Genomic DNA, 8,530 nt, shown 5'->3' with positions numbered 1-8,530 from the left:
TTTTGTACGGATATTTAGACAAATCTTCTTTCAGCACACGAATGATTGTGCTATTGCTGACATTAAAGTCTTTTGCGGTTCGTGAGGCGATTCGGATTCTTGAACAACAGGGACTGGTTGAAGCGCGCCCCAAAAACGGCACTTATGTTGCCAGCATCAACTGGGATGAAGTTTGTGACAGCTTATATACCCGCATGGCGTTGGAAGAGTTGGCCGTGCGGCAGGCGATTGAACGGCTGACCGCCCAACAATGGGATGACATCTGCCGGCAACTTCAGCGCTTGCTGGAGGGAATGCGTGAGGCAATTACTAAAAACGATTCGATTGCGGCCACTGAACTGGACTTGGAATGGCACACCTTGCTCATTGATGCGGCCCAAAACCGTTATCTGTCTCGCATCTGGCGAATTTCTGGCTTGCCTTTTTTGGTTTGGTCGCCAGAGCGAGAGTTATACCCTTTCACTCCTGAGCGATGGGCTGTTTTTTATCAACGCCACGAGGAGCTTTTAGCCGGATTGCGCGGGCGAAACCCTGATCAATGCGCCCAGGTTGTGCGCACCCACATTCTGAGCAAGTTGTCCGACATCAATGAAAGACTAGCCTAACCGCAAACGTTTTTTGAATCGCGTGGGTTTTATGGATCATGTTGTGACTTCCAGCATCATCGTTTACAAAGCGCCGCACACTTATTGCTCTCACCCTTGCGTTACAAAATTAGCGAATGGCGACTGGCTTGTGGCATTCAGCCAGGGTGCGCCTCACCCGCCCCCGGCAATTCACCCTCCCAACGTGCCGCAGTTTATCAACCTCATCTGTCGCTCACGCGATCAGGGCCGGACGTGGGAGCAACCTCGGGTGGCGCCGAATTACGATTGGTACGGAGTCGAAACGCCCGGCCTGGCGCAACTCTCCAGCGGTGATGTGCTCCTTAACCAATGGCGCTTTCTCTGGTATCCGCTGGAGTTGGCGAAGAAGCTCTGGCTGAATGAGCAACGACGTATCTTCATTTTCGAGTCGGAAACGTCCCGCTGGCGGCCAGCGCAGACCGAGGCCGACTGGGCGCAACATCCGTTTTCATATGCTCGCGCCGATGGAGGCGCTTACGTCCATATAAGCACAGACAACGGCTATACCTGGCAAACAACTGTGCCAGTGGACATCACACCTTATCAAGGGGCTTTCAGCCCTAAAGGCGCGATTGAACTGAGCACTGGCCAGGTTTTGTTGGCATTGGGTAGCCACGATTATGATCCATTGGCCGCTTCCTTTGTCGTCCACTCGACGGACCAGGGACGTAGCTGGCAAAAGCCGGTCGAGGCGGCGCGTGTATCTGGCCGAATTTTCTCAGAGCCATCTGTCGTCGAGACTCGAACTGGCAAGTTGCTGGTGATGTCACGTGACGAAGCCACCGGTTACATTCACCAAAGCGAGTCCGTGGATGGCGGCCCGACCTGGTTGCCCACAAGGCAATTGCCGCTGTGGGGCTATCCTGTTCATGCAATCCGCCTGATAGATAGCCGCCTCCTGATCATCTACGGACGGCGCAAGGCCCCGATGAGTATTCGAGCCGCCGTCAGCGAAGACGAGGGTCAAAGTTGGAGTGATGAAATCGTCATTCGCGACAAGCTACCCGACACCGATTCGGGCCTCAATTTTGGTTATCCATCAGTCATCGAGTATGCGCCGGGCCAACTATTCACAGCTTACTATGCTGAAGACGACGGCGCAATTTGTATTCAGGGAACCTATTTCACACTACAAAGCGCGTGATATATATCGGCCCGTTTGTGTGACTTATCGCAACTACGCAACTGGGAAGGATACTTATGGATCGCTACTCCGCCCAAAGCCGCTTATGTGGTTGCTATGTGACCATCCCGACCATGTTTCATGATGGAGACTTGTCGGTAAACCTGGACGCCATTCGGCGGCACACCCGATTCTTGATAGAAGGTGGCATCACCACCGGCGTGGGCGTCGTGTTAGCAGGCGGAGCCGCCGGCGATTTTTCGACGATGACATTTGATGAGCGGGTGCAGGTGGCCGAGGCGGTGGTGCTGGAGGCGGCCGACCGTGTCCCGGTGGCGATGGGCGCACAGACCACCAGCACGCTTGAACTTGTACGCCTGGCTCAGGCCGCCGAGCGCATCGGCGCTCAATATATTCAAGTGTCGCCGCCGTTTTACTTTGGCCACACCGAAGAAGATTTTTATGAGCACATTCGGGCCGCTGCCGATGCCGCCGACATCGGCATCATCATTTACAATACATTTTGGACGAGCTATGGCGTGTCTGCCAAGATGGTGGAACGGTTGGCCAATTTGCCCAATGTCGTCGGCCTTAAGTGGTCAATGCCTGATAGAGGCCACATGGAATTTGAGCAGGTCGTCTCTCGGTTTTCAAGTCAGTTTTCTATTATTGATAACCAAATGCGATTTGTGACCAGCCATATGCTCGGCGCGTGCGGCTTTGAAGTTCATGTGTGCAATTACTGGCCGCAGTGGGGTGTGAAACTATGGCGTTTGCTGGAAAGCCATCAATATAGTGAAGCTCAACAGGAACTTATAAGAGTCGCGATGCCCTTTTTGGCGCTGTGGAGCGAAATGGAGCAGTACACCAGCGGCGACGGTTACCTGGACAAACTATGTATGGAGTTGGTTGGCTTAGGCTCTAGTCGTTGCCGTCCGCCTACGCGGGATGTGCGCAACAAGTTTCGAGAGCAGGCCCGGCAGATGTTATTGCAGTGTGGCGTGCCGGAGGTTGTGGGTTGATCGCCGTTTCAAGCCGATAGAACTTGCGCCGCTGGCCAATCCTTTCTCAGCCTAGTTTTTAGAACGCAGACCTTAGCCCTTGTACGCCAGGGCAAGTGTGAACACAAACACTTTGCAAGCAGATTTTCGCTGGTATCTTTTTGGTTTTATCTGTACGCGAAGCGTCTGCGAAATCTGCGTCATGATTTTTAGCCCATAAGCAGTTACACAGCCGGAAGAAAAATTTTTTCAGCAACGCGCCGGCAACCTGCCCCCTAGACAAAATTTGCTCGCGTCCGCCCAAACACCATAGCCAAATGCCACGAGTCGGATTAAAAACGGCATGTTTCATAATCGCCTCCTCGTCTCGGCACATAGGCATACGTTACCTCAATCCGATGCGAATTGTGTCCCAACCATTGCGCCAACTCATGCCGCCCTTCGGTTTCGTCGTAGCCCAGCAACCTCTTGACTCGCAGAAACTCGCCCGCCGCCGTCCCCCGAAAGCCATGCACCCCGTGCCGCTGAAAGCCCAACTCGTCACACGCCTTGCACACCGCCGCCCGCAACCCATCTTTCCATGTGCGAAGCTTGCGCCTGTCCAAATATACAAACCGCTTCGACAAATCCAACTCGAATAGGGTCTCCTTGCGCAAAACCCGCACCCGCCGGGTCTTCCCGCCTTTGCCCAGCAGTTCCACCTTGCCTTCAGTCAAGAACACCTTGTCCGAGCGCAGGTGAAACACTTCGTCAATCCGTGCGCCGCTGGACAGGATGAAGCGCAGGGCCTGGCCGTATTCCGGGTTACGACGGTTGACATGCCTAATAATCCTCTCGGCCTCATCGGACGGGTAAGCGCCGCGTGGGATGTTCTTTCCTTCTGCATCCCATTCTGCCGGAACAATCGGCTCCCGAATCCACTTCATCGCCAGCAGGCCCTCTTGCAGCTTACGCAAGGCCGACAACATTGCCCCAACAGTGTTCGACTGGCACATTTCGGTCTTCCACATCATGAATTCGATGACGTGTTCTTCGTCTACCTCGCGGAAGAGTCTGGTGTCTGGATAATTGTCATCGAGCCAGTTAGCGAACGTCATCGCCCGGTCGAAAACAGTGTCTTGCGTGCCATCGCTGAAGATGCCATACACTGGCTGACCAGGCTTCCAGTCTTGCGCCTGCTTCGCCAGATGCTTTGACTCGCCCCGGCGGTCAATGGCGTCGAGCGCCCGATAGATTTGCCCGCGAAAAGTTGTTCGTCCCATGCTTTTTCTCCTTGCCGACGACCAGACGCAATCCGGTCATCGGCTCATTCGGCATCAGCACAGTTACTACTTAAGCAAAACGCTTTTTGAAAGCTCTGACAGCGATTTGTTCTGCCAGAGCCGGTTGTCGAGTTGAGGTTTCGCCGAAGGGCTTGTCCTATCTGCCCAACGTAAGCGGCGCTCGGCTGAACCGAGTCTCCCTGCTTGCATTCCACCCTATCACGGGAGTGCCGCGTGACGATAGGGAAGCCTGGTGCTCTGTTTGTTGTGCCGCTCGGCGCGCCAGGTTGCGCGAGCGACATCGACTCTTATTTGCTGGATAACCTCACCTCCTTCGAGTAGTCGAGTCCGATTTGCGATTGACCTGCCCATTTCAGGAACTCGCCGGGTCACCGGCCTTTCGGATGGGGGGCCGCCTGTTTAGAACAGCGCCGCCCCACGGAAAACAGATTACACGCCCGTGAGCGTGGAATTCACTCACACCAATGAGATGCGGCGACACCTTTGCCGCCTCTTGCCCCGAAGTTGTAGCAGGCAAACTATCCGGGAGGCAATATCCCGCTGTCCTGAGTTTGGCAAATCGTCAACTCTGGCCGAAAAACCAGCTAAAATTGTGGCGCGCAATCACACCAGAGAGGGTCTTTCATTCATGAATCGGATGGGGATGTACATCGAGACGAGCGACGATGAGTTCATCAGTTGGCTCGGCAATCAATTGCAAGAAGCAACATCAGAACGCTTTCCCACGGGAGACGGCGTCATCAGGCTGGGCAAGGCCGAAAGGCGCATCCTTCTGCTAGAGCGCCTGTCGCTGGAGATTGACGGCATCTACACTGACAGCACCGGGATGAGTCTGACGATGCCCAAACTATTTCAAATCGGCGTCACGCCCGTCGGGCTGGGAAAGAGCATTGAGATAACCGCCACCTGCCATGAGCCAGCCCTTCAGGGTTACCTCGTGAGGTTGCTGGCCGATATTGCCCACCACTGGCCGCCAGCCGGAGAGACGATGTGGGCGGGCGAGCCAAGAAAGACGGAACATCTATTGCGTCAGTTGAAACTGAGGACGAGCTTCAAGGGGTTCGAGCAGGAGTTGAAGAGTTTGGCCGCCGTTTTTGTGGGTGGCGGGGTGTGCTATGTGACCCTTGCCGAGCGGCGAAATTATCTGCTTCAACCACATCAGACAACTGACCGTCACGGGACCCCTCTTGTGCCAGAGCAAAAGCGGTCGTGGGAAGTCCGTCTCAAGCTTCAGACGATGGAGCGGCCCTGGCAGAGTCTGGATGAGATTGCGCTGGATGTAGAAGTATCTCGGATTGCGGGCAAGTATCCGCTAATGATGACGGTGATGTCGGTGGGCTACAAGTATCGGGAAGCCGAGCCATTTGTTGAGGCGTTGGCGGCCCGATGCCGGGCGGCGTGGCGAGTCGCGCCAGAGGCCGGAAAGCCAGGGGGAAATTCCCAATCTTCCCACCCGGTTGAGCCAAGGAAAGTGGAAAGCGGGCAAACTCAGAACGCGAAGCAACGCTGGGACGAGATTCCCGACCATGCCTGGGACCGGAAGGCGCTGGCCTTGTGGTGGGAAGATTATTCCTGCCCGGAGATTGGGGAGAAGCTCAGCCAGTCGGCCAAGACAGTGCTCAATCGGTTGAGCGCACTACGACAAATGTATGGAACCGAGATAGTCCCCACCGATAAACAGCGGCGCGAGCGAAATCGAAAAGTCAGGACACCGGGATAGTGACTCCCGGATGGTTAGCGTGATATTTTGGCGGCGTGCTCAAGTGAGTGCGCCGTTCTGTTTTAAGTCCAAACGATTGGAGTGTGTTTACAGATATGCAAACAAGAGATCGCGTCAAGCTTCCCCACAGCGTCATCGTCAAATCCCCGGGGTTGTTGCCAATGCTCTATAAAGTCAGCGAGCTTGAAGAAGAACTTGAGGTTCCTACCAGAACAATCCGCAATTGGGTGGGCATGGGTCTGCCCGGCGAAAGAGACGATCAGGGGCATCTCTGGATCAACGGGCGGCAATTCGCAGATTGGGTAAGCCAGATGTCTCAGGCTCGACGAAAAACCAGACTCGGCGACGACGAGGCCTACTGCCTTAAATGTCGCCAGGTCGTCAAACTGGCAAATCCTGTTTTACAGAATGGAAGCGGCAAACAAATCCTGTATAGCGGAACCTGCCCAGATTGCGGCGGGAAAATTAACAGAGGCGGCTCCATTCATGGTTAACCGGCAAAATTATCTTCTGGCCAAAAAGCACCTGTGCTATCTTCGCGAAGTGATGCAACTCCACGAACACTCGGTCAGCCGCTACTGGTTCTATCTCCGCCACGCTTTGCTATGGATGGACGAAACGCCTCTGGCGAGCGCCCCAGGCCTGCGCCCCACCTTTCCAGACTATTTGACCTCTATTGGCGCCGCCGGTGAAACGGGTTCACTGGCTCCCTCAACCTTGAAGAAAATCATCCTGACTACTAAACGTTTCGCCAATTGGGCCAAGGCAACTTACTCACAGGAATACCGCCACCTTCCGTTAGCGTGGATAGACTCTCTCCGTCCCCCGCGACGTGCTCAGCAACCTCTGGCAAACGATCACGTGTTCGTCACACTCGACGAAGTTCTCAAGCTGGTTAGCGCCCCAGTTGATAAAAACAACCTGGCGCTCCGGCGCGATCAAGCGGCGGCGGCCATGCTCTACCTCTCAGGCATGCGAGCCAGCGCCTTTTGTTCTCTGCCGCTCGAAGCTGTTGATCTGAAAACCAGAACCATCAAGCAATGGCCGTCTTTGGGAGTGAAGACAAAGAACAGCAAATCTGCGACCACCTATCTTCTGGAACAACCCGAACTTTTAACCGTCGTTGAAAAGTGGGATGCCTTCGCCCGGTCAAACCTCCTCCCAACGGCGATGTGGTACACGCCCATCATTAGCCGTTGGGGGGAGCAGACGTTATCGCCCGATCGTTGCGGCGAAGACCGCAATATTGCCCTGGGTAAGCGGCTTCGTAAACTCTTCGTCGTTGCCGGGCTTGAGTACAAGTCGCCGCATAAGTTCCGTCATGGTCATGCCGTCTATGCTCTGCAACGCGCCCAGACAATGGCCGACTATAAGGCTGTCAGCATGAACCTGATGCACGAGGACATTCGCGTTACTGATGGAATCTATGCGCCGCTTTTGAGCGACGAAGTGCGACGACGGATCGCCAGCCTGGGCGGCCATCCAGCTCCTTCACCTGCTGTGGAAAGCGCCCTCAGCCAGAGCTTACATAGCCTGTCCAAAAGTCAGATGGTCGAAGCTCTGCACGCTCTGGCTGAGGCGTTGGCCCGTTGAAGTTGCCAAACGGAATTTGTCAAGCATTCACAACCGCCAGTTATCGGCGGGGCTGGCCCGGCGGTGGGCCTGCTCCACGTCAATATCAGCGATGCGAGCGTAGTGTTGCACCATTTCCAACGTGCTGTGACCAAGCAAAGACTGCAGCGTAAACACGTCCCCTCCCGAACGCAGATAAGTGATGGCGAAGGTGTGGCGAAAACGATGAGGATGACATTTCTTGACTCCGGCCTTCTCGCCCAGCGAGGCCAGCAGTTGTCGAAGACCATCCCGATTCAGGCGCCGGTCAAACCGGCCTACAAACAGTGGCGCGGCGGGATCGTCACCATCCTCACGATCCACCAGGTAACGCCACAACGCCCGGCGCGCCGCCTTGCCCAAAAACACAGTACGGCCTTTGCCGCCCTTTGCGCCGCCTTGTGCGCCGTGCTTTATCTCCACCTTGCCGCTCTTCTGATCAACATTGCCAATGCTCAACGAACACAACTCGGATGCCCTCAGACCGGTATCCAACAGGGTCAGAATCAAAGCCCGGTCACGATTGCCACTCACCCGCCGCATCACAAATTGGCGGCGGTCATTCGTCTTTGCTTCCCGGCAATAATCACAGGCTTTGAGCAAGGTTTCGATGTTTTCGCGGGTCAAGGGTTCAACCGGCGCTTCCTCAAATCTCGGCGCTGGCACATTCTTCATCGGGTTGGCCAGCCCAAACTCGGTGCTGGCCCAGGTGAAGAAGGCCGACAAGCTGATCCACACGTTGCGGATCGTTTTGCCGGCCAGAGGCTGGTCGCCGCCGGCAAGACGGCGCGGTTTGTATTCCGTCCGGAGCCAGGCCAGATAGGCCCGGAGGTCTTGAGATGTCACCTTGCCGAGCGGAGCATCGCCCGCGTATTCCTGCCATTGCTCAAGATGTTTCTTGTAGCTCTCGATGGTACGTGGGCTGAGGGCCTCGGCCAACTTGTATTGCAGGAAGCCGGGGATGGCTTTGGACAACAAAAAGCCTTGCGGTCTACGGTTCATGAAATTTTCCTCCTTCGAGGAGGTTCCTTGAACCGTAGACCGCAAAGCCAACAAAAACACCGTAGCCTTGCGGTCTACGGTGTCTTTCAGTAGCGGGGGCAGGATTCGAACCTGCGACCTCCGGGTTATGAGCCCGACGAGCTGCCACTGCTCTACCCCGCATC

The 8,530-nt window shown here is 55.4% G+C and carries 8 protein-coding genes and 1 tRNA gene; 6 read left to right on the top strand and 3 right to left on the bottom strand.

The window, feature by feature from the left end:
* The 3 genes from HYZ49_14380 to HYZ49_14370 all read left to right on the top strand — a co-directional run.
* Nucleotides 1-605: GntR family transcriptional regulator (locus tag HYZ49_14380; GenBank protein ID MBI3243467.1), on the top strand; the 605-nt coding region annotated here is incomplete at its 5' end.
* Nucleotides 606-636: 31 nt separating this feature from the next.
* Complete coding sequence (locus HYZ49_14375; GenBank protein MBI3243466.1) at nucleotides 637-1,770, top strand: exo-alpha-sialidase; 1,134 nt, start codon at nucleotides 637-639, stop codon at nucleotides 1,768-1,770.
* A gap of 56 nt (nucleotides 1,771-1,826) precedes the next feature.
* The gene (locus tag HYZ49_14370; GenBank protein ID MBI3243465.1) at nucleotides 1,827-2,771 is read left to right on the top strand and encodes a dihydrodipicolinate synthase family protein; all 945 of its coding nucleotides are present in this window, start codon (nucleotides 1,827-1,829) and stop codon (nucleotides 2,769-2,771) included.
* A 311-nt stretch (nucleotides 2,772-3,082) separates the two neighbouring features.
* On the opposite strand, the gene HYZ49_14365 is transcribed toward HYZ49_14370, so the two are convergent.
* The gene (locus HYZ49_14365; protein ID MBI3243464.1) at nucleotides 3,083-4,012 is read right to left on the bottom strand and encodes a hypothetical protein; all 930 of its coding nucleotides are present in this window, start codon (nucleotides 4,010-4,012) and stop codon (nucleotides 3,083-3,085) included.
* Nucleotides 4,013-4,676: 664 nt separating this feature from the next.
* On the opposite strand from HYZ49_14365, the gene HYZ49_14360 reads away from it, so the two are divergent.
* From HYZ49_14360 to HYZ49_14350, 3 genes are all read left to right on the top strand, one after another.
* A complete protein-coding gene (locus HYZ49_14360; protein MBI3243463.1) occupies nucleotides 4,677-5,753 on the top strand; it encodes a hypothetical protein in 1,077 nt (358 codons plus the stop codon).
* A 311-nt stretch (nucleotides 5,754-6,064) separates the two neighbouring features.
* Nucleotides 6,065-6,247, top strand: coding sequence for a hypothetical protein (locus tag HYZ49_14355; protein ID MBI3243462.1), 183 nt, complete (start codon nucleotides 6,065-6,067; stop codon nucleotides 6,245-6,247).
* On the top strand, nucleotides 6,240-7,346 hold the full coding sequence (locus tag HYZ49_14350) for a tyrosine-type recombinase/integrase (GenBank protein ID MBI3243461.1): 1,107 nt from the start codon (nucleotides 6,240-6,242) through the stop codon (nucleotides 7,344-7,346). Before HYZ49_14355 ends, HYZ49_14350 begins: the two co-directional genes overlap by 8 nt.
* A gap of 27 nt (nucleotides 7,347-7,373) precedes the next feature.
* Here the strand turns inward: HYZ49_14350 and HYZ49_14345 are convergent, their stop codons facing one another.
* Nucleotides 7,374-8,366: a tyrosine-type recombinase/integrase gene (locus tag HYZ49_14345; GenBank protein MBI3243460.1), complete on the bottom strand. Its 993-nt coding sequence runs from the start codon at nucleotides 8,364-8,366 to the stop codon at nucleotides 7,374-7,376.
* Nucleotides 8,367-8,456: 90 nt separating this feature from the next.
* A tRNA-Met gene (locus tag HYZ49_14340) sits at nucleotides 8,457-8,528 on the bottom strand.
* Nucleotides 8,529-8,530 lie beyond the last annotated feature (2 nt).

It is taken from the genome of Chloroflexota bacterium, from assembly GCA_016197225.1.
GTDB lineage: Bacteria > Chloroflexota > Anaerolineae > Anaerolineales > VGOW01 > VGOW01.
The sequence above is the reverse complement of the archived record's forward strand: the minus strand, read 5'-3'. Positions and strand labels throughout refer to the sequence as shown.

Excerpts from the sequence above, each read along its gene's own strand:
- HYZ49_14375 (MBI3243466.1), top strand. The coding sequence starts at position 637 with ATGGATCATGTTGTGACTTCCAGCATCATCGTTTACAAAGCGCCGCAC.
- HYZ49_14370 (MBI3243465.1), top strand. The coding sequence starts at position 1,827 with ATGGATCGCTACTCCGCCCAAAGCCGCTTATGTGGTTGCTATGTGACC.
- HYZ49_14365 (MBI3243464.1), bottom strand. The coding sequence starts at position 4,012 with ATGGGACGAACAACTTTTCGCGGGCAAATCTATCGGGCGCTCGACGCC.
- HYZ49_14360 (MBI3243463.1), top strand. The coding sequence starts at position 4,677 with ATGTACATCGAGACGAGCGACGATGAGTTCATCAGTTGGCTCGGCAAT.
- HYZ49_14355 (MBI3243462.1), top strand. The coding sequence starts at position 6,065 with ATGTCTCAGGCTCGACGAAAAACCAGACTCGGCGACGACGAGGCCTAC.
- HYZ49_14350 (MBI3243461.1), top strand. The coding sequence starts at position 6,240 with ATGGTTAACCGGCAAAATTATCTTCTGGCCAAAAAGCACCTGTGCTAT.
- HYZ49_14345 (MBI3243460.1), bottom strand. The coding sequence starts at position 8,366 with ATGAACCGTAGACCGCAAGGCTTTTTGTTGTCCAAAGCCATCCCCGGC.